At 67.7% G+C, this 19,591-nt stretch carries 17 protein-coding genes; 8 read left to right on the top strand and 9 right to left on the bottom strand.

What is annotated here, in order from left to right:
- The first annotated feature begins 206 nt into the window (after window positions 1-206).
- From NWF22_RS06085 to NWF22_RS06070, 4 genes are read left to right on the top strand one after another with little or no spacing between them, the layout of a single operon-like run.
- The gene (locus NWF22_RS06085) at window positions 207-2,177 is read left to right on the top strand and encodes a hypothetical protein (protein WP_160900156.1); all 1,971 of its coding nucleotides are present in this window, start codon (window positions 207-209) and stop codon (window positions 2,175-2,177) included.
- A complete protein-coding gene (locus NWF22_RS06080; protein WP_160900157.1) occupies window positions 2,174-3,703 on the top strand; it encodes a hypothetical protein in 1,530 nt (509 codons plus the stop codon). The genes NWF22_RS06085 and NWF22_RS06080 overlap by 4 nt, the downstream gene beginning before the upstream one ends.
- Window positions 3,700-5,202, top strand: coding sequence for a glycosyltransferase (locus NWF22_RS06075; protein ID WP_258321340.1), 1,503 nt, complete (start codon window positions 3,700-3,702; stop codon window positions 5,200-5,202). Before NWF22_RS06080 ends, NWF22_RS06075 begins: the two co-directional genes overlap by 4 nt.
- Window positions 5,199-6,881 (top strand): ArnT family glycosyltransferase, encoded by a 1,683-nt coding sequence (locus tag NWF22_RS06070; protein WP_160900158.1) that lies wholly within the window; start codon window positions 5,199-5,201, stop codon window positions 6,879-6,881. The genes NWF22_RS06075 and NWF22_RS06070 overlap by 4 nt, the downstream gene beginning before the upstream one ends.
- On the opposite strand, the gene NWF22_RS06065 is transcribed toward NWF22_RS06070, so the two are convergent.
- The gene (locus NWF22_RS06065) at window positions 6,874-7,962 is read right to left on the bottom strand and encodes a glycoside hydrolase 5 family protein (protein WP_160901335.1); all 1,089 of its coding nucleotides are present in this window, start codon (window positions 7,960-7,962) and stop codon (window positions 6,874-6,876) included. The two genes, NWF22_RS06070 and NWF22_RS06065, sit on opposite strands and share 8 nt — an antisense overlap.
- A gap of 99 nt (window positions 7,963-8,061) precedes the next feature.
- On the opposite strand from NWF22_RS06065, the gene NWF22_RS06060 reads away from it, so the two are divergent.
- Window positions 8,062-8,565 (top strand): DUF2599 domain-containing protein, encoded by a 504-nt coding sequence (locus NWF22_RS06060; protein ID WP_160900159.1) that lies wholly within the window; start codon window positions 8,062-8,064, stop codon window positions 8,563-8,565.
- A gap of 96 nt (window positions 8,566-8,661) precedes the next feature.
- On the opposite strand, the gene NWF22_RS06055 is transcribed toward NWF22_RS06060, so the two are convergent.
- The 5 genes from NWF22_RS06055 to NWF22_RS06035 form a co-directional block, all read right to left on the bottom strand.
- Window positions 8,662-9,537: a metal ABC transporter permease gene (locus NWF22_RS06055; RefSeq protein WP_160900160.1), complete on the bottom strand. Its 876-nt coding sequence runs from the start codon at window positions 9,535-9,537 to the stop codon at window positions 8,662-8,664.
- On the bottom strand, window positions 9,534-10,412 hold the full coding sequence (locus tag NWF22_RS06050) for a metal ABC transporter ATP-binding protein (protein ID WP_160900161.1): 879 nt from the start codon (window positions 10,410-10,412) through the stop codon (window positions 9,534-9,536). Before NWF22_RS06050 ends, NWF22_RS06055 begins: the two co-directional genes overlap by 4 nt.
- A gap of 4 nt (window positions 10,413-10,416) precedes the next feature.
- Window positions 10,417-11,418: a metal ABC transporter solute-binding protein, Zn/Mn family gene (locus tag NWF22_RS06045; RefSeq protein WP_160900162.1), complete on the bottom strand. Its 1,002-nt coding sequence runs from the start codon at window positions 11,416-11,418 to the stop codon at window positions 10,417-10,419.
- 91 nt (window positions 11,419-11,509) lie between these two features.
- Window positions 11,510-12,088 (bottom strand): TetR/AcrR family transcriptional regulator, encoded by a 579-nt coding sequence (locus tag NWF22_RS06040; protein ID WP_160900163.1) that lies wholly within the window; start codon window positions 12,086-12,088, stop codon window positions 11,510-11,512.
- Between the two features lie 9 nt (window positions 12,089-12,097).
- Window positions 12,098-13,363: a cytochrome P450 gene (locus tag NWF22_RS06035; RefSeq protein ID WP_160900164.1), complete on the bottom strand. Its 1,266-nt coding sequence runs from the start codon at window positions 13,361-13,363 to the stop codon at window positions 12,098-12,100.
- 129 nt (window positions 13,364-13,492) lie between these two features.
- On the opposite strand from NWF22_RS06035, the gene mshA reads away from it, so the two are divergent.
- The 3 genes from mshA to NWF22_RS06020 all read left to right on the top strand — a co-directional run bounded on the left by mshA (window position 13,493) and on the right by NWF22_RS06020 (window position 17,297).
- The gene (gene mshA / locus NWF22_RS06030; protein ID WP_160900165.1) at window positions 13,493-14,839 is read left to right on the top strand and encodes a D-inositol-3-phosphate glycosyltransferase; all 1,347 of its coding nucleotides are present in this window, start codon (window positions 13,493-13,495) and stop codon (window positions 14,837-14,839) included.
- A 48-nt stretch (window positions 14,840-14,887) separates the two neighbouring features.
- Window positions 14,888-15,505 carry a type III secretion system chaperone family protein gene (locus NWF22_RS06025; protein ID WP_160900166.1) on the top strand — a complete coding sequence of 206 codons (618 nt, stop codon included), beginning with the start codon at window positions 14,888-14,890 and terminating at the stop codon, window positions 15,503-15,505.
- A 187-nt stretch (window positions 15,506-15,692) separates the two neighbouring features.
- On the top strand, window positions 15,693-17,297 hold the full coding sequence (locus tag NWF22_RS06020) for a 4-coumarate--CoA ligase family protein (protein ID WP_160900167.1): 1,605 nt from the start codon (window positions 15,693-15,695) through the stop codon (window positions 17,295-17,297).
- A gap of 65 nt (window positions 17,298-17,362) precedes the next feature.
- Here NWF22_RS06020 and NWF22_RS06015 read toward each other — a convergent pair whose 3' ends face one another.
- From NWF22_RS06015 to NWF22_RS06005, 3 genes are read right to left on the bottom strand one after another with little or no spacing between them, the layout of a single operon-like run.
- Window positions 17,363-18,004, bottom strand: coding sequence for a TetR/AcrR family transcriptional regulator (locus tag NWF22_RS06015; RefSeq protein WP_160900168.1), 642 nt, complete (start codon window positions 18,002-18,004; stop codon window positions 17,363-17,365).
- Window positions 18,001-19,251: an NAD(P)/FAD-dependent oxidoreductase gene (locus NWF22_RS06010; protein WP_160900169.1), complete on the bottom strand. Its 1,251-nt coding sequence runs from the start codon at window positions 19,249-19,251 to the stop codon at window positions 18,001-18,003. The genes NWF22_RS06015 and NWF22_RS06010 overlap by 4 nt, the downstream gene beginning before the upstream one ends.
- Window positions 19,251-19,571: a 2Fe-2S iron-sulfur cluster-binding protein gene (locus tag NWF22_RS06005; protein WP_160900170.1), complete on the bottom strand. Its 321-nt coding sequence runs from the start codon at window positions 19,569-19,571 to the stop codon at window positions 19,251-19,253. Before NWF22_RS06005 ends, NWF22_RS06010 begins: the two co-directional genes overlap by 1 nt.
- Window positions 19,572-19,591: the final 20 nt, after the last annotated feature.

The raw sequence follows: 19,591 nt of genomic DNA, 5'->3' as shown, positions 1-19,591 counted from the left end.
GGGGCCGATGGGAAACGGTTGCGACTCGAATGCGCAACAGGAGCCGACACCGTCTGGCCGCCGGGCGATGTGCGGAATCGACCCGGCCGTGTCGTTGTCCGGCCGGTGACCGCGGATTCGGATACCTTTCCAGGTGGAGTTCACTGGACCGGTTGCTGTTGAGAGTGCGCGAGGGTCGGGGGTCGTCGTGTGCGCGGGAGGGTTCGATGTACGTTCGCCAGGGGTTTGGCCGTCGCGTGCACATGGTCTCGGTGGTGTCGGTCGTGATCGGGTTGATCGTGGCGGTCAGTGGTGTGGCAGGGTCGGCATCCGCCGCGCCCGGAGACCCGCCGCCGGCCATGAGCCTGCGCGATCTGGGCGCATCCACCACGGTCACGTTCCCCGGTCAGCAGGGCGAGGTCAGCCTGAGCCTGCCGGTCGCCCCCGATCTCACGCCGTCGGTGCTGCGCGCCGACACCCAGGTGCCCGCCTTCGTGACCGGTGGCAGCATCGACGTGCTGCAGGGCGAGCGGCTGATCTCCCGCACGCCGCTCCCCACCGGGGTCAACGCGTCGATCGAACTGCCGCTGCGCGGGGTCCGCGTCGATCAGAACGCCGTAAACCTCACGTTGCGTGCCTATCTGCGCGTCGACGGGTTCTGCCAATTCGATCCCGACAATGCGCTGCGGATGACCAACACCTCCGTGGTCTACACCGGCCGCGAGGCGATCCCGCAGACGGTCGCCGAATTCCTCCCGCCGACCCTGCGCGGACTCACCATCTACGTGCCCGACGACGTCGGCGAGGCCGAAGGTGCGGCAGCAGTCAATCTCGCCACCGCCGTGGTGTCGCAGTATGCACCCGCACCGGTACCCATCGAGACGGTCGCGTTGCCGCGCGGTTCGATGGTGCCGCCGACGGTCGCCGGCCCGCTCGAGCGGCAGATCGTCGTCAACGGTGACGCCGACCCCGGTCTGACCATCGAAACCTCGCGCGGTTCCTCGTATCTGGTGATCGGTGGTTCCGACGAGGACCTGCTCACCCAGACCCAGTTCCTGACCTCCAACCTGGCCCCCATCGCGTTGAGTTCCTCGGCGGTGGCCGGCGCCCTGCACAACGCGCCGCAGCTGCCGCAGTCGGTGCAGACACTGAGCAACCTCGGCGTACCCGACCAGTCGATCACCTCGGCGGCCTGGCCGCGGCTGACCTTCGGCATCGACCAGACGCGTCTGGGTTGGTCTGCCACCGGGGTCCGCGTGCAGCTCATCGGTTCCTACAGCCCCGGGCCCTCCGGCTCCTCCAGCTCCGACGGCGCCATCGCGGTGCGGGTGGGGGACCGGGTCATCACCACCATCCCGACCGACGACTCCGGCACCTTCAACACCTGGGTCGACATCCCCGACGACGTGCTGCGCCGCTATACCGAGGTGTCGCTGACCCTCGAACGCGGCAACCTCGGCGAGACCTGCGGCAGCGGCTACCGCAACACGTTGAGCTTGTCGTCGGCCGGCGAGATCACCTCTGAGCAGGCCGATCCGCCGCAGCCCGCGGGCTTCGGTTCGCTGCCGCAGGCGCTGATGCCGCGGACCCAGTTGGCGTGGACCACCGGCGATTCTGCCGACGTCGCGCGGGCCGTATCCATCGTCACCGGCCTGCAGGCGCTGTCGGCGGTGCCGCTCGGAATCGACGTGGTGTCGATGGACACCGCCTCGACGTCGGGGCAGCCCGCCATCCTGATCTCCGCCGACGGCGCCGGACTACCCGATCTGACGCTGCCGCTACAGGCCGACGGCCGGACGCTGACCGTCACGTCCACGGGCAGTTCCGCGCAGGCGTCGACGGTCACCCTCACTCCCGGCATCGAGTTCGGCGCGCTGGAGGTGACCCGCCAGGACGGGCGCACCCTGGTGGTGGCGACCTCGACCGACGACGCACGCGACCTCGACGCACTGCTGGACTGGTTGACCGCCGACAACGCCCGGTGGGCATCGCTCGACGGTGACGCCATCGTGCAGGTCAGCGGGCAGGAGCCGGTGGCGCTGTCGGCCGACGAGGTCAATCAGGGCGCCGAGGAGCCCGATCGCATCGGCTCGTGGATCATCGCGGTGGCGCTGCTCGGTGCGCTCGTACTCGCCGGCGCAGTGATCTTCGGGACGATCGTCATCCGGCGGCGGCGCGGGCGGCCGGAGTCGTCGTGACCACGACGACCGCGCCGGTTCCGGCACCGGGAGCGTCCGGACCGGGGCTGCGCGAGCGCATCTCGCAGGAGATCACCTGGGTGTTGATCCTGCGCTGGGTGCTGGTCTTGCTCGCGACAGCGGTGGCGTTCTGGAACACGTTGCGTGCCATCGTCATCGAGATGGGCGCGCAGACGATCATCACATATCTTCCGGCCGTGTTGGTTCTGGTGATCATCGCGGCCACCGGGGTCTCGTGGCGGCGTGGCGTGGAACGCCCGATCCACGATCGTCAGACCGATGTGATCGTCGGCGTCGTGCTGCTGTTCACCTCCGTGACCATCAAGTTTCTCAACCTGCGCTACACCGCCGCCTACCTGGTGAGCCACGTCGACCTGCTTGCGCTGTGGATGTTTGTGCTCGGCAGTTGCTGTCTGGTCTTCGGGCTGCGTCCGGTGGCCCGCTACCGCTGGGTGTGGTTGCTGCTGTTGATGATCTTTCCCGTGCCCTATCGGGTGGAGGTGCTGGTTCTGCACGGCGGTCCGATGTCGTCGGGCATCGTCATGGTGGCCTTCGGTGCGGCCGCGACCGGTGTCGCATCGGCACGGACACCGATGCGCGGACTCGTCGGCGCCTCGATCGCCGCCGTGGCCGGAACGCTCGGTCTGCTCGTGGTGCGCACCCTGACCCCCGACGCGCGCCTGTGGGTGTACCAGACGATCCCCGCGGTTGTCGCCGCACTCACTGCGTGTGCGGTGTTGTATGTCGACCGACGTCGCGTCACGCACGTCGCGTGGAGTCCGCTGGGCCGCGACAAGTATCCGCCGGCGGTGACGAAGGTGGGCCGGCCCGCTTATGTGATCGCATTGGCGGGGGTAGCGATGGCGTTGATTCCGATCCCCACCTTCGGTGCCACCGTGAACACCCGCGTCGACGGCCTCGACACCCGACCGCCGTTGCTCGTTCCGTCCGGCTGGGTCGCCGGGCAGGTCCGTCAGTACGACTGGGTCACCCGGATGTACGGTCGCACCGCGGTGATGACCGATCAGGACATCTATCAGGCGCAGGGCAGCCTCGAGTACGACAAGTTCGCTCGCCCACGCAAGATCGTCGCCAATACCATCGAGAGCCCTCGGCCGATCACATTCGAGGTGTATCCCGTCTACTTCGTATACGACCTGGTCGGTGACCGCTTCAGCGAGTCGCTGGAGATACCGCTGCCGGGCAGGGTGACCGGCTATCTGCAGACCGTCGTCGATGACACCAGCTACCTCACGTTCAACCGGCTGACCTGGGAATGGAACAACGGCACCACCACACAGCGGGTCACTCTCATCTCGGTCGACAACCATGAACCCGACGCGCAGTTTCCGTCGCCGCAACCCACCGTCGTCCGCAATCTCAACACCTTCATCACTGTGCTGTTCCGCGGCAACTCGGTGGTCACCGACCTCGAACCACAGTTCAAGGACATGAACCTGCTGATCGACTGCGCGACCGATCTGATCAACGCACAGCTCGAGGCGATCGAGGGGAGGGAGCCGTGACGCCGCGCGCCGGCCGTGGTGTCGCCGAGCTGCTCGACGACGCCGACTACCGGGAGGCGGCGCTCTACGACGCGGTGGAGCGGTTGCGTGACACCGACGCCCAGATGTCGGCGTCGCTGCCGTTCAGCCGGGGGCAGAAGATCATCGGAATAGTCGTGGTCATCATCGTGGCGGCACTGCTCGTCGTGTTCCCGGTGCCCACCGCCGCCGGCCTGATCTCGGTCGCGACCGTCGTCTACATCCTGGCGCTGATCGACCGGTTGATCATCTTCCGTCGCGGGCTGGTCAACGGCGCGATCCGGATCACCGACGAGCAGGCCCGGGCGATCCCGGACGACGAGCTGCCGCCGTACACCGTACTGGTGCCCGCCTACGGCGAACCCGAGGTCGTCGGAGATCTCATCGCGGCCATGGAATCGTTGGCGTATCCCCGCGAGAAGCTGCAGGTGCTGCTACTGCTCGAGGCCGATGACGAACCGACGATCACCGCCGCCCGGGACGTCGGCGACAACGACCTGGTGACCGTGGTGCTCGTGCCGCCTGCGGACCCGCGCACCAAGCCGAAGGCCTGCAACTACGGACTGCACTTCGCCACCGGCGACATTGTCACCATCTTCGATGCCGAGGATCTGCCCGACCCGCTGCAACTGCGTCGCGCGGTCGCCGCCTTCCGGCAGGAGGACGACCGCGTGGTGTGTGTGCAGTGCGCGCTCAACTTCCACAATCCCCGCGACAACATCCTCACCGAATGGTTCACCGCCGACTACGGCATCTGGTTCGGCTACCTGCTGCCCGGCCTGATGGTCAGTCGCGCGCCGATCCCCTTGGGCGGCACGTCGAACCACTTCCGCCGCGACATCCTCGACGACATCGGCGCCTGGGACCCGTTCAACGTGACCGAAGATGCCGACCTCGGGGTGCGGATCTCCGGAAACAATTACCGCACAGCGGTTCTCGACTCGATCACGCTCGAGGAGGCCAACGTCGACCCGATCAACTGGGTACGGCAGCGGTCGCGTTGGTACAAGGGCTACATGCAGACGTGGCTGGTGCACATGCGTCGGCCCGTCGCGTTGTGGCACATCCTCGGTCCGGTGGCGTGGTACCGGTTCACACTCCTCATCGCCGGCACCCCGGTCATCGCCTGCATGAACATGGTCTTCTGGCTGATCATGGTCATCTGGATGGCGGGACAGCCCGCCGTGTTCGCCGACCTGTTTCCCGGTCCGATCTACTACCTGTCGCTCATCTCGCTGATCTTCGGCAACGGCGCCGCCATCTACATGAACCTCGTCGCCCTGCGCGAGGACGGTCGCAGTGCGCTGGTGTGGTCGGGGTTGATGGTGCCGGCGTACTGGGTGCTGATGAGCATCGCCGCCATCAAGGGTATGTGGCAGATGCTGTTCAATCCGTCGTACTGGGAGAAGACCTTCCACGGCTTGTCCGGCGGCGGAGACGAGAAGACGAGCGCGGAGTCGACGAGCGAGGCCGCGACGTGACGCCGCGGCGGCAGACGATCGCTTTGTTTCTGGCGGTGTGGTTGTTCTACCTGGTGATCGCGGTGTGGCTGGCCACGGACATCCGCTGGTACTTCGGCGATTCGCTCTCCCGCGTCCAGTCGGCACAGAGTGTGCTGTTCAGTCGCGATCCGCACCTGTCGGCGATCGGATTCATCTTCACCCCGCTCACCGCGATCGTGCAGTTGCCGCTGACCGCGTTGACCCCGATCTTTCCCGCGATGACGACCTCGGCGCTCTCCGCGGCGGTGATGTCGTCGGTGTTCATGGCCGGCTCCGTGGTGCAGGTGGCCGGCATCGCCCGCGATCGCGGTGTGGCGCCATGGATCTCGATCACAGCGAGCGCCTGCTACGCACTCAACCCGATGATCGTGCTGTACGCCGCGAACGGGATGAGTGAGGCGCCGTACCTGTTCTTCCTGGCGTGGGCGGGTCGTCGCCTCATCCGCTGGGTCGACACCGACGACGTCCATGACCTCGTCGCTACCGGGATCGCGTTGGGTTTCGCCTACCTCACCCGCTACGACGGCGCGGCCGCAGCGCTGGGTACCGGGGTTGTGGTGGCGCTGGTGACCTTCCGACGAAGCGACCGGACCGATCGGGTGACGCGCGTGATCCTCGACGTCGCGCTCGTCGCGCTGCCGGCATTCGTCGCCTTCGTCCTCTGGGCCTTCACCAGCTGGCTGATCACCGGGGACCTGTTCGCTCAGTTGTCCTCGGCCTACGGCAACGCCGCCATCATCGAACAATCCGGCGGCAGCGGATCGGCTACCGCGCGGGAAGCGCTGGTGTTCTCGGCCACCGAATTGTTCATCCTCGCGCCGCTGTTCCCGCTGCTGTTGGCGGTGGTTGCCATCGTGCGCTATCGGCGCAGGCGGTTCTATCCACTGTTGGTACCGATGGCCGTCATCGGCGTCGTGGTGGTGTTCCAGGTGTACAGCTATTCGCAGGGATCGACGTTTGCGTTCCTGCGCTTCTATCTGAGCGCCGTCCTGCTGTCGGTCGCCGTCGCTCTGCTGGCCGTCCCCGCCCGTCGTGCGAGTCCGACGCGTCGGCCGGGTATCCATGCGAGTCGGCCACATATCGTCGTGCGACGTGGGTTCGGGTATGTGGCGCTGGGGGTGTGCGCCGTCATCACCATGGCAGTGGCGATTCCGACCACGGCCGTCGGCATGGGATCGCCGACCTACGCCCCGCAGGAGTTCGCGGTGTATTCCCTCGGGGCCGGTGCCGATGCGGTCGATCAGCAGACACTCGACGCGCAGCGGGTGATTCGCTCGTTCCGGACCGAGCGGTCGATTGCGCAGTACCTCGACGGGTTGAATCTGCCCGACGGCAGCGTGCTCTGTGACACGGTGTACGGCTTCGCCGTCGTTGCGCAATCGCAGAAGCCCAAGCAGTTCGTCATCCCGTCGGATCAGGATTTCACCGAGATCGTCAACGACCCGGCCAGGCACGGCGTGCAGTACATGTTGGCGGTACCCCGCAGTGGGCGCGGGGAATCCGACGCACTCAATGTTCGCTTCCCGACGCTCTACGAGAACGGTGCGCAGGTGGGAGTGCTGGTGATGGAGGCCCGAAACGTCGGTGCGGACCTTCCTGATTGGCGGATCTACCGGGTCACCACGTCCGGTGAACTGGTGGGCAACGGCGTCAGCTGACGGTGTCGGCCACGACCTGCCACGCCGGGTCGTCCGGTCCGATGTCGTAGGTGCACTCACCGGTGCGGGGATCGGGAACGTATGCCCACAGCAGCGCGCCCGCGGTACCGGCGTCGCGTTGCTGGTCGATCTTGATCCGCAGACCCCGCGCCCGAGTCGTGGCGTCGAGGCACGAGCCGGCCTCGACACCGATCTCGTTGACCACGATGGGTTTCCCGATCTCGCGGGCCTGGTCGAGGCGAGTAGGTAGGTCGCTGCCGGACGGGCCGTAGTCGCTGAGGTTGCCACCGTAGTCGTGGAAGTCGAGCACGTCGATCATCGCGGATCCGGCGACCTCACGGTAGTCGGAGCCCTCGAGCCCGCACTGATCACCGCCGACGAAGCCGGAGAAGATCGGGCGATCGGGATCGATGGACCGCAGCAGGGCGCCGGCGTCGTCGAAGAACGATCGCAGGACGGCGGCGCCGCCGGGCGGGCATTCGCGCACCTGCCAGTCGCAGCCCTGTGCGCCGCACACACTGGCCTCCGGCTCGCCGATGAGCTCCCACCCGGCGATCGTCGGCCGGCCCTTCCACCGGGTCACCGCGGTGCGGACCCAGTCGGCAAACGTCATGCCGCCCAGCGACTTCTGCGACTGCCAACCGTCGACGTACCACTCGCGTTCCTTGAATGCCTCGTCCTCACACTGGCCGGTGCTGCCGGCGAGGACCGGCAACACCATCTGCTCGTGCCGGGTCGCCGCGTCGAACACGGCGTCGAGCGGCCCGAAGTCGATGAGCCCACTGTTCTTGTCCACGACGAACATCGAGAACAGGTTGAACCGGGTCAGCGCCCGGGCGGGCAATCTGTCGAAATACGCGTCGAGATCCACCTCGGCGCCGCAGCCCTCGTTCACCGACCAGTCGGTGCCGAGCTGATACGCGTTGAACCCGGTCGGCCACCAGTCCTGGTTGTCGAGCCGCAGCCCGGTGTCGGTGACGGTCACGCGCTCGGTGAAGCCCTCGATGACGGTGGGACTCGTCAGCGGAGGGCGGGCACTCGTGGAGCAGGCGGCGAGGCCGGTCACCGCGACGACGAGCATGCACCACAGCGCGATCGATCGTGGGCGGCTCACCTTCGCAGGCTACCCGCGGTCGGGGTGACTGCCGATTCGGGTCGGGTGGGCGCTAACCTGCCGGGTATGGTGCGTCCTGACGATCTCGCAACTGCGGTTCGTCGTGCGGGTGCGCTCACTGCAGCCGTACTGCTCGGTGCGACGTTGAGTGGCTGCGCGGGAACCGACGACGCACCACCGCCGTCGTCGTCGACCGCGAGCGCGACGACGCAGACGACTGTGCCGGTGACGAGCACGCCGGTCACCGCGACCCCGGTGCTCCCACCGCCGTACGTCGACCACGCGACGTGGGTCGACACCGCGGTCGGGCCGAGCCTGCAGATCGTGCCCACCCCGGCCGGGCGACGCACCGAGAACCCCACCGGCGACGACATCGCCTGGGCGGAGGTACTGCAGATGGTCCCGGGAGCCGACACCCCGGGTATGCGCGCACAGTTCGACTGTCACTGGGATTTCGCGCGCCTCGTGGAGCCGGACAAACCCAGCTGGAACATCGAACCGCAGCGACCGGTGGTCACCGACGACGTGATGATCTCGACCCGGTGCAACCCCGGCTTCGCCGAGGAGTGACCCCCCCGCCCACCCCCCAACGCCACCGGCACAGTCAGCGCGAATCGGGACCCCCGCCGTGCCGATGGCGTTCGGGCGGGAAGCCAGCGGGCGGAGCTAACGGGTGACGAACTGCCGCCGATGACCCGCCCAGCGGCACACCACATAGATGACGAACGAGATCGTCGTGACGAACACCGACACCGGTAGTCCCGGCGCCAGCGACAGGATGAGCCCGCCGACCGCGGCGACCTCGGCGAAGATCACCGACACGATGACCACGGTTGTGGGGTTGGCGGTCAGACGCGCCGCCGCGGCAGCCGGGGTGATCATCAGCGACATCACCAGCAGCGCGCCGATGATCTGCACGCCCTGCGCGCACGCCAGACCCATCAGCACCGCGAACACCACCGACAGTGTGCGGATCGGCACGCCGGCGGCGGCGGCCAGCCGCGGATCGAGGGACGCGAACAGCAACGGACGGTAAATGATCGCCATCCCGACGATCACCACGACGGCGGTGATCGCGATGGCCGTCAGTCCGCCGGTGCCGACACTGACCACCTGGCCGGTGAGCATGGCGAAACCGGTACGCGCGCTGCCGTAGAGCGCCAGGAACAGCACGGCGAGACCCAGACCGAACGCCATCACCACGCCGATCACCGAGTCACGTTCGCGCGCACGGTTGCCGAGGAAGCCGAAGACCCCGGCTGCGATGACCGCACCGATCACCCCGCCGACGTTGACGCTGATGCCCAGCAGCAGTGCGGCCGCGGCGCCGGTCACCGACAGCTCGCTGACGCCGTGGACGGCGAACGACATCTGTCGGGCGACGATCAGCGGACCGAGGATGCCGCCGAGCAGACCCAGCAGTGCAATGGCCAGCAGCGACTGCTGGACGAAGTCGCGGCTCAGCAGATCTGCGGTGGCGCTGAAGTCCCAGAACTTGCTGAACTCGATCTCGGCGGCCGCCCATGGTTGTGCGACGGTCATGCCCGGGGGTCTCGCTCTGCGTTGACGACGGGTGACGGATCGACGGCCGCCGCGGGGAAGACGGGCGGATCGGCATGCTCCTCGCAGTGATGGCCGTCCTCACCGCCGATCACCACCAGCCGACCGTTGACCCGCAACACCTCGACGTCGCTGCCGTACAGATTCGACAGCGTCGCCGTGGTCATCACCTCGTCGGGGGTGCCGATCCGGAACCGGCCGCCCACCAGGTACAGGACCCGGTCCACGTAGGGCAGGATCGGGTTGATCTCGTGGGTGACGAACACGATCGCGGTGTTCGCGGAGCGTCGGCGTTCGTCGATGAGCTCGACCACCCGATGCTGGTTGGTGGGGTCCAGGCTCGACAGCGGCTCATCGCACAGCAACAGTGCCGGGTCCGACGTCAGGCTCTGGGCGACCCGCAGCCGCTGCTGTTCACCACCAGACAGCAGTCCCATCGGCGCGTCGGCGTAGGCGGTGGCGCCGACCTCGGCGAGCGCGGCGTCGACGAGTTGCCGTCGACGGCCGCGGCCGCGCAGTCCGATACCCCAGCGTGCGCCGTCGACACCGAAACCCACCAGGTCGCGGCCGCGCATCGCCATCGGGTCGGAGTCGTCGGCATGCTGTTGCGGGATGTAGCCGATCGCGTCGGTCACCTCGAGTTGTCCGGCGTCGAGTCCGTACTGACCCAGCAGACACCGCAGGAACGACGTCTTACCCGATCCGTTCGGGCCGAGGACGGCGACGAACTCGCCCGGCGAGATCGTCAGATTCAGGTCCTCCCACAACACCCTAGAACCGAACGCCAGGCGCGCATGGGAGAACGTCGCCACGGGCGAGTTCGGATCGCGCGGTGCGCGATGAGCCGATGGGGCCATGAGGTCAGTGTGCGTCATGCGATCCGAGGGCGTTGCTCAAGTCCTCGATCTGCGCGGACTGCCAGGCGATGTAGTCGGTGGTGCCGTCGGGCAGCGTCTCGGTGAACCGCACGACCGGCACATCCGAGCTCTGCGCCACCGACAGCACGGCCTCGGTCACCGAGTCCACCGCCTGGATGTTGTAGATCAGCGCGTGCACGGTGCCCGACGTCAGCAGGTCCTCCATCGCGGCGCGGTCGGCGGCCGCCGGCGACTGGCCCTCCTCGACGGACTGGGTGAATCCGGCCGGTGCGGAGTCGACGAGACCCGCCTCGGCCAGCAGGTAGCCGGCCAGCGGTTCGGTCTGGGCGACCTCGGTGCCGTCGTGGTCGGCCTTGATGGTCGCGAGTTCCCCGCGCAGCCCGTCGATCCCGGTGGTGAACTGTTCGGCGTTCGACCGGAACTCGTCGGCGTTGGCCGGGTCGATCTCGCCGAGTTGATCGGCCACCTGGGTCGCCACCTCGCCGACGACGGCCAGGTCGTAGAAGACGTGCTCGTTGAGTGCGGACTCGTCGTGGGCATGCGCGTCGTGGGATTCCGCCTCGTCGTGGGCGTCGCCGGATTCCTCGTCCGCGTGGTCCTCGTCCGCGTGGTCCTCGGCGGCGTGGTCCTCTGCGGTGAGCAGTTCGAAGGCGTTGATGGCGGGGACGTCGGTGCCGGCGATCGCGTCTTCCATGTACTGGTCGTAGTGGCCGCCGTTGAGCACCACGAGATCGGCGTCGGACACGGTGGCGGTGTCGGCCGCCGACGGTTCGAACTCGTGCGGGTCGCCCTCGTTGTTGGTGTAGAGGGTGGTCACCGTCGCCTTGTCGCCGGCGACCGTCGAGGCGACCGAACCCCAGACGTTGGTGGAGGTCACCACCGTCGGCATGCCGTCGGTCGACGTGTCGTCGCCGCCCGAGCATCCGGCCAGCACCAGGGTGCCGGTGCCGATCAATGCGGCTGTGGTGGCCAGGGTTCGCCTCATCGTTCTCCGCCTTACGCAAATGATAATCGTTGCCGAAAGCAGTGTAAGCGATGTGCCTGCGCGGCCGAAACCGGGTGTCGGGGCGGGTGGCCTATCGGGGTGCGAGCACCACGGGCACCACGAACCGGTCCAGCAGCGCGGCTTCGGCCTCCGCCGACTCGGCCGGACCGGTCAGCAGCGACACGATCACCCGCACCAACCAGCGGGCGCGTTCGGCGAGGTCGGCGCTGTCGGTGCCGGGCGCGACCTCGGCGAGGAACTCGGTGGCGAGGCGTTCGATGGCGGGGGACACCAGCGCCAGTGACGTCGACCGGCCCGCGGCGTCGGGGAGGAACCAGGTCGACAGCGCCGGGTTGTTCCGAACGCCGCGCACCGCCGTCAGCACCGCGGTCACCAGCCGCGTCGACGGTTCCGGCTCGTCGCGCACGGCATCGGAGACGGCGGCGCCCAGATCGGTGGCCGCGCGGTCGACATAGGCCGCGAGCACTTCGGATTTGCCGGGGTAGTAGCGGTAGAGGGTGGCGCGTGAGCAGCCGACCGCGGCGGCCAATCCACGCATCGTCACCGCGGCGACACCGTGCTCGACGAACAGCTGCTCGGCGACGTCGAGGATGCGGCCCGCAGCCAATTCGGCGCGTTCGGGGGCCAGCCAGTCCGTGCGTTCGGCCATCGATCTCCTCTACTCGGCCCGAAATGGGACATAGACGGGACGTCGCACGTAGTTGCCCTCGGCCCATTCGATGCTGTCGACGTCGACGAAGAAGTCCGGGAAGCGTGTGAGCAGCTCGGTCAATGCCACCCGGGCCTGCATGCGGGCGGCCGCGGCGCCGAGGCAGTGATGATTGCCGTGGCTGAACGTCAGGATCCGCCGGGGTCCGCGCGTGACGTCCAGCATGTCGGCGTCGGGTCCGAAGGCCCGCGGATCGCGGTTGGCCGACGCGTAGCAGAGCAGCACCTTGCGCCCGGCCGGGATGGTGACCGGGCCGTCGGGGGTGTCGGGGTAGGTGACTGCGCGGGTGGTGGTGCGGGCCAGGCCCTGCACCGGCGAGGTCAGGCGCAGCAGTTCGTCGACGGCACCGGGGATCAGGCCCGGGTCGTCGACGAGACGTCGGCGCTGGTCGCGATGGCGTTCGAGCAGGGCGACGCTGCCACCGAGCATGCCGGTGGTGGTGTCGTTGCCGCCGGCGACCATGGTGAAGGTGAACGCCAGGATCGACAGCAGGCCGCCCGGATCGGCGGGGTCGTCGGCGAGGCCCGCGCGCACCAGCTGCGACACCGTGTCGTCGGCGGGATGGCGGGTACGGAACTCCACGAGTTCGGTGAAGTAGGCCAGCATCTCCAGTGTCGCCGCGCCGGCCTCCTCGGCCGCCGCGGCCATCCCGCCGACGCCCGACGTCGCGCCGACGATGGCCTGCGTCCAACCGTCAAAACGGGTCCGGTCCTGTTCGGGGACCCCGAGATAATGCGCGACCACCATGCTCGGCAGCGGCTTGAACAACTCCCCGACGATGTCGGCGGGACCGTCGGTGCGCAGCCCCGCGAGGCGTTCGACCACGAACTCGCGCACCGTCGGCTCCACCTCGATCACCTGCCGCGGCGTGAACCCGCGTGCGACGAGTTTGCGGAATGCGGTGTGCGATGGCGGGTCCTGCATCACCATCGGCGGATGGTCGGCCATGCCGATGGCCTCGAGTTCGCCGTAGGTCACGGTCAAGCCCTGCGCCGACGAGAAGGTCGTGGCGTCGTCGGCGGCGGCGAGTACGTCGGCGTGCCGGGTGAGGACCCAGTAGTCGGCGGCCGGATCGCCGGGGTGCTCGACCCGATGGACCGGCGAGTGTTCGCGCAGTGCCGCGTACATCGGATATGGATCGGCCCACGTCGGCCCGGATCGCAGAGTGAACCGGGCTTCCGTCGCTCGCGCCGCATCAGACATGTCAGCCGTCATGTAGTGATGATGAGACACCGTAGAAAATGTGTCAACGAGGTGCGCCGACCGTGCCCGCGATCTTGCCGGTCGAGGCGGGGGGAACGGGGTGCGGCGTGCACATCCGCCCGTCTTCTCTAGGCTGAAAGGATGAGCAGCCCCTCGATGCCGCGGCGCGTCGCACTCGTCTCCGTGCACACGTCTCCGCTGGCGCAGCCGGGTACCGGCGACGCCGGGGGGATGAACGTCTACGTCTGGCAGACGGCGACACGGATGGCCCAGCGCGGTATCGAGGTGGAGATCTTCACCCGGGCCACGTCCTCGTCGGATGCACCGGTGGTGACCGCCGCGCCCGGGATCACCGTACGCAATGTGGTCGCCGGGCCGTTCGAAGGGCTCGACAAACGTGATCTGCCGGCGCAGTTGTGTGCCTTCACCGCCGGCGTGCTGCGCGCCGAGGCGATGCACAAACCCGGCTACTACGACCTCATCCACTCCCACTACTGGCTGTCCGGGCAGGTCGGCTGGCTGGCGCGCGACCGGTGGGGCGTCCCGCTGGTCCACACCGCACACACCCTGGCCGCGGTGAAGAATGCCTCGTTGGCCAAGGGCGACACCGCCGAGCCGATGCTGCGGGTCATCGGCGAACAGCAGGTCGTCGACGAAGCCGACCGCATGGTGGTCAACACCGACACCGAGGCCACCGAACTCGTCTCGATGTACAACGCCGACCCGGACCGCATCGACGTGGTCAACCCCGGCGCCGATCTCGACGTCTACTCGCCGGGGTCGCGTGAACTCGCCCGCGCCGAACTGGGACTGCGCGCCGACGAGACCATCCTGACCTTCGTCGGACGCATCCAGCCCCTCAAGGCGCCCGACGTCCTGCTCGCGGCCGCCGCGCCGATCATCGAGCGCGCCCGTCGATCGGGTCGGCCGGTGCGGGTGCTGATCGTCGGCGGACCGTCCGGGAGCGGGCTGGACCGCCCGACGGCGCTGATGGATCTGGCCGGCGAACTCGGTATCGGCGCCGAGGTGACATTCCTGCCGCCGCAACCGTCGGCTCAGCTGGCGCAGATCTACCGGGCATCGGACCTGGTCGCGGTCCCGAGCTACTCGGAGAGTTTCGGTCTGGTGGCCGTGGAGGCGCAGGCATGTGGGACGCCGGTGGTGGCCGCCGATGTCGGTGGCCTGAGCGTGGCCGTGGCCCACGGCCGCTCCGGTCTGCTCGTCGACGGCCACGACGTCGAGGACTGGACCGCGGCCATCGAAGGGCTGCTGGTCACCCCCGACCGACTCGCCGGTATGCGGCTCAACGCCCGGCCGCACGCCGAACAGTTCTCCTGGGAGCAGACCGCCGACGACCTGCTGGCCTCCTATTCCGCCGCGATGCACTCCTTCGCCGCCCGCAATCCCGGGTCCATCGGGGCGGCCTCCGCCCGCCGCGCGGCGCGCCGGTTGCGTCGGATCCGGCCGAAGGTTCACGTGAGCCAGTGAGCCGCACAATCCGTTGGATTCGCCCAATGAGTGCAGGGAAGTGATCGTGTGAACCAGGCCGAGATCGTCGACGTTCTCGAATCTGCGCTGACCGAGCGGGAGATCGACTTCAGTCGCCGGGATGCCGGCGGTGCGCAGGCCGACCACTTCGTCATCGAACTGCCCGGCGAACGCAAACTCACCACGACCGTGTTGCTCACCGCAGGACCGCACGGTGTGCGTGTCGAGGCCTTCGTCTGCCGACGGCCCGACGAGAACCACGAACAGGTCTACCGCTACCTGCTGCGTCGCAACCGACGGCTCTACGGCGTCGCCTACACCATCGACAACACCGGCGACATCTACCTGGTCGGCCGGATCTCCGGCGACGCGCTGGGCGCCGACGAACTCGACCGCGTGCTCGGACAGGTCCTCGAGGCCGCCGACGGCGATTTCAACACACTGCTCGAAATCGGCTTCCTGACGTCTATCCAGCGGGAATGGGCGTGGCGGGTGTCGCGGGGCGAATCGCTGCGCAATCTGCTGGCGTTCGAGCACCTCATCGACAAGGACTCCCTGCCCGAACCGGGTCAGCCGCTGCCCGGCCGGTACGTGCCCGGTGAGACCACCGCAGCCGATACCGCGGCGCAGCGCTCCGGCGGATCCTTCGCCGACGACGAGGACTGATCGCCCCTCGGGCCGCCGCTGGTGGTCCGGATCACACCGTTCGCGGCGCCCGTCGTAGAGTTGTCGGCGTGCCGATCGCCCGGCCGCCGGCAGAGCGGAATCAGGCGAATCGGGCAACGTGTTCCTGCCTTATGTGACAATGAATGTTGTTACGATTGCTGCCTGGTGTTCCCCCAACGGAGGTGTCATGAGCTTCACGAGTCCATTCCCCGATGTCGAGATCCCGAATCAGACGGTCTTCGACTTCTTGTTCGGATCGATCACCGATGACGACATGGACCGCGTCGCGCTGGTCGATCCGAAGTCGGGGGACGAGACGACCTATGCCCGGTTGATCGGACAGATCCACGCGGCTGCCGGCGCGCTGTGGGCCAAGGGCATCGGTGTCGGTGACGTCGTGGGGATTCTGTCACCCAACATCCCGGCGTTCGCGACCGTCTTCCACGCCATCCTGCGGGCCGGCGGCACTGCGACGACGATCAACGCGTTGTTCACCGCGCCGGAGATCGCCAAGCAGCTGACCGACTCCAAGGCGAAGATGCTGGTCACCGTCTCGCCGCTGGCCGAACAAGCCCAGATCGCGGCGAAGGAGGTGGGCATCTCCGACGAGAACGTGATCATCCTCGACGGTGCCGGTCTGAAGGAGACGGGTCATCCCAACGCCGTCGACCTGCTGGCCCCGAACCTGCCGGCGCCCCAGGTCACCATCGACCCGGCCACGCATGTGGCGGCGCTGCCCTACAGTTCCGGGACCACCGGCAACCCCAAGGGTGTGGCGCTGACGCACCGCAACCTGGTCGCCAACGTCGCGCAGATCAAGCCGTTGCAGGGCATGACCGCCGACGACGTGGTGATCGCCGTGCTGCCGTTCTTCCACATCTACGGTATGACTGTGCTGCTCAACGCGGCGCTCTACAACCGTGGCCGTCTGGTCATCATGCCGAGATTCGACCTGGTGGAGTTCCTGGAGAACATCCAGAACTTCAAGGTCACCACCGCCTACATCGCCCCGCCGGTGGCCGTCGCGTTGGCCAAACACCCGATCGTCGACAGTTACGACCTGTCGTCGCTGACGGTGATGATGTCGGGCGCCGCCCCGCTCGACGACGAACTCGGCAAGGCCGTGGCCAAGCGGCTCGACCTGCACATGCTGCAGGGCTACGGCATGAGCGAGCTCTCCCCGGTCAGCCACCTGATCCCCATCGACACGAAGGCGGCGCTCGGCTACGACGAGCCACCGCTCTCGTCGACCGGATGGGCCATCCCGAACACCGAGAACAAGATCGTCGACCCGGCCACCGGCGACGAGATCGGCCTGCCGGCCGAGGGGCTCTCGGAGCCCGGCGAACTGTGGGTCAAGGGGCCCAACGTGATGCTCGGCTACCTGGGCAACGAGCAGGCCACCGCCGACACCATCGACGCCGACGGGTACCTGCACACCGGCGACCTCGCACAGGTCGACCCGACCGGCTGCGTCTACATCGTCGACCGGCTCAAGGAGCTCATCAAGTACAAGGGCTACCAGGTGCCGCCCGCCGAACTCGAGGCCTTGCTGCTGACCCATCCGCAGATCGCCGACACGGCGGTGATCGGCGTCGTGGACGACGACGGTGAGGAGATCCCGAAGGCATTCGTCGTCGCCCAGGCCGGCGCGGAATTGACCGCCGATGAGGTGATCGAGTTCGTCGCCGCAAAGGTGGCCCCGCACAAGAAGGTCCGCGCCGTCGAGTTCATCGAGGCCATCCCCAAGTCGGCCTCGGGCAAGATCCTGCGGAAGGACCTGCGCAAGTAGTTCCCGCTGCCTCGTGGTCGAGTGGGTTGCCACTCGACCACGAGGCAGCACGTCAGACCGCAGCGTCAGGTCGTGAGCCGCAGGAGGCGCAGGAGGCCGTCGACGTCTGTGCGGGCGCTGCCGTGTGAGCTCAGATTGCGTTCCAGCAGCCATCCCATGACGGTGAAACGCAGGTGTTCGGCGAGTTCGTCGGTATCGAGGTCATCGGGGAACTCCGCATTACGCGTGCCGATCTCTGCGATCCGCTCGAACGAGCGCCGTTGAAGTTCGGTGCGGTGATCGACCAGTCGGCGGAATCGGGGATTCCGAGAGGCTTCGAGAGGCAGCGCCGTCAGGAACTCGGGGAAGTGCGGTAGTGTTTCGCCCGCTCGATCGGCCGCATTGACGAACGCTGCCAGTGCCTCACGTGCCGTGGACTTGTCGCGGATACTGTCCTGCAATACATCCCAGACTTTCGTGATCGAGGCGTCGAACACCGCCTCGTAGAGGGACTCTTTGTCGGGGAAATAATGATAGAAGGCGCTGGGGACGATCTCGGCACCCCGGCACACCTCGGAGACGGCCGCACGGTCGTAACCGTTCTCCGCGAACAGCTTTCGCGCCGACTCGATCAGATTTGCCCGTGTCTCGGCGCTGTTGCTCTTGGACGGGCGGCCACGACGCTTGCGCGTGGGCGGTACGGCAGCCACATCCGACGGCCGTGTCATGCGGCTGCGCTCGTGACGACCAACTTCTTCAGCGGGACTGACATGTCCGCACATTCGGCCATGTTCACAGTCATGACCTTACCAAGCAGGTTGCGGACGGTCACGAAGTCGACAGGACGGTTCACGCATTGGGCACCTCGCAGCCGGCCGTCGTCGAAGAACAACACCGAGAAGGCACCCGAACTCGGCTCTCCGCGCACCACGCGCTCGAGTCCGGGCGCCGACACATCGCCCACCATCTGCAGCTTGAGGTCTCCCTGATCCGACCAGAACCACGGGATGAGCTGATAGGGCGCAGGATTCCCGAGGAGCGTGCGGGCGGCGTTCTTCGCGTGCTCCGTGGCGTTGTTGACGCTCTCGATCCGGCGCCGACCGGAGCCGCCCGGCGCCGGGTTGGGCATCGACGCGCAATCCCCGGCGGCCACGGTGAGGCCGTCGGAGGCCCGGCCGAATTCGTCGACGACCACGCCGTCCTGGCACTCCAGACCCATCGATTCGGCCAGTGCGGTGCGCGGGCGGACACCGATGCCCACCAGCACGAGGTCGGCGCGCACGATGCGTCCGTCCGCGAGTTCGACGCCGGTGGCCATGCCGTCGGCCCCGCGGATTTCCTGCACAGCGGAGCCGAGGAACACCTCGATTCCATTGTTGCGGTGCGCATCGAGGAAGAACGACGAGATCTCCTCCTCGACGGCCCGACCCATGAGGCGCCCGGCCGCTTCGACCACGGTGACCCGTGCGCCGAGTTTGCGTGCCGTGGCGGCGGCCTCGAGTCCGATGAAGCCGCCACCCACCACTACGACGTCGTGCGCTGCACGCACCGCGACCGAGATCGCCAGAGCGTCGGACAGGTCACGCAGGTAGTGCACGCCCTCGAGGTCGGCGCCGGGCACCGGTAAGGCCACCACTTCGGCGCCGACGGTGAGCGCCAGACGTCCGAAATCGATTCGAGCGCCGGTGGTGGTGATGGCCTCACCCCCGTCGGAATCGCGGTGGATCTGGGTCACGTACTCGCCGGTCACGACGTCGATTCCGTGATCGCGATAGAACGACTCGCTGCGCAATGCAAGAGACTCCACCGTCGCGGTCCCGGCGAGCAGCCCTTTGGACAGCGGGGGACGGTGGTACGGCAGGTGCGGCTCGGCGCCGACGAGCACGATCGGCTCGGTGTCACCGTTCTCTCGCAATGAGGCGGCGAGCTGCATCCCCGAATGGCTGGCTCCGACGATCAGGGTTCCGGCCGGCATCAGTACTGGCTCTCCGGAGTTGTGACCCGTAGCCGCTGTTGCGCTGTCGGCCGGATCTGGCAGGACAGGCGTGAGTGGGGGAGGCGATCGGTGGCCACGCCGTCGAGCATGTCGTCCTCCATCTCACCGACCTCGCCGAACTCCTGCCAGCAAGCTTCGTCGACGTAGACGTGGCAGGTCGAACAACTGAGAGCACCACCGCATTCGCCGACGATTCCCGGGACGCCGTTACGGACGGCCGCCTCCATCACGGATTCTCCGGGGCCGGTGGTCTGGACGGTGCTGGTGCCGTCGGGATGAAGATATGTTACCTCGGACATGAGTACTCCTCGGGTTGGTC

Source organism: Gordonia mangrovi (assembly GCF_024734075.1).
Taxonomy (GTDB): Bacteria; Actinomycetota; Actinomycetes; order Mycobacteriales; family Mycobacteriaceae; genus Gordonia; species Gordonia mangrovi.
Note: the sequence above shows the minus strand (reverse complement) of the source record. Positions and strands in the feature narration are given on the sequence as shown.